Annotated in this window: 1 protein-coding gene; it reads right to left on the reverse strand. The window is 47.4% G+C overall.

The window, feature by feature from the left end; all coding sequences use genetic code 11:
- Positions 1-1253 (reverse strand): phosphoenolpyruvate carboxylase (locus LD39_RS20485; RefSeq protein WP_035553031.1); only part of this gene is annotated, 1253 nt, incomplete at both ends.

Consider the following 1253-nt stretch of genomic DNA (forward strand, 5'->3'; position numbering starts at 1 on the left):
TCGCTGCTCCTTCAAGTAAGGTTGAAGCGGCTTGCTCAAGACTTCTGTAGGCGATGTCGGTCAACATATAACGGGAGGAAAGCACTTCCCCCTGCTCGGTGATCTTGACGCTGTCTCCGAGCGTCTCTACAGGCTGAGAAAGCAGGCTGCGGTTCAATGGTCCGCCGCCTCGGCCAAGGGAGCCGCCACGGCCGTGGAAGAATTTAAGTCCGACATTGTATTCACGAGCCATGTCGTGGATCTCCAGCTGAGCTTTGTATAATCGCCAGTTAGCTGTCAGTGTTCCTCCGTCCTTACTTCCATCAGAATATCCAAGCATGATTTCCTGGTGGTTGTCATGCTTCGCTAGGTGCTTGTTGTATACATCCATTTCAAATAATGTTTTCAAAATTTCCGGTCCTGCCACGAGGTCATCGACGGTTTCTAACAATGGAGCTACATTGATGTGGCTTTCCACTGTCCCATCTGCGTGCAGACGATAAATACCCGCTTCTTTGGCTAAGACAAGGACCTCAAGTAAGTCACTTGCGGATTCAGTCATACTGATCAAGTAAACTTCAATTGATCGCTTTCCGAACTCAACGTGAGCTTCGCGGATCATTTGGAAGACATTAAGCATCTCCTGTGTCGATTCGGAATAGTCCTCATTCAATAAGGAAATCGGGCGAGGGTCTTTTAACACCTCTTGAAGCACTTTGATTTTTTCGCTCTCTTCAAGTGCGCTGTAATCATCAACGATGCTGACCTTTTTCAGAAGTTCAGTAACCGCTGATTCATGTTCCCCGCTATGATTTCTTATATCAAGCGTAGCCAGGTGGAAGCCGAATAGTTCTACTTGACGAATCAGCTTGCGTAATTTTTTGAGTTCACCTTTCCCAGGCTGATGGGTGGTGGCACTTTCTTGAATTTCATAAAGGTCCTCTAATAGCTCATCTGCATACTGGTAGCCTGTTTCAGATTGTCCAACTTGGCGGAGTCTTTCAAGGATAATAGCGAATTTGCGACGATAGATCTCTCGTTCCACGCGCCATTTCTTATCTTTTGGCAGTTGGCCTTCTTCTTCCTGCACAGAACGGATCAGCTTTTCAGAGACCGATACCTGTGCGGTCGAATGGCTGAAACGTTTCATCAGTTCGACTAGAACGTCTTCGTACTTTTTCAAGACAAGTTTGCGTTGCTTTTGCAGCGTCTTCCAAGTGATATCAGGTGTAACGTTCGGATTCCCGTCACGGTCACCGCCAATCCAGGAGCCG

Source organism: Halobacillus sp. BBL2006, from assembly GCF_000786645.1.
Classification (GTDB): domain Bacteria; phylum Bacillota; class Bacilli; order Bacillales; family Halobacillaceae; genus Halobacillus.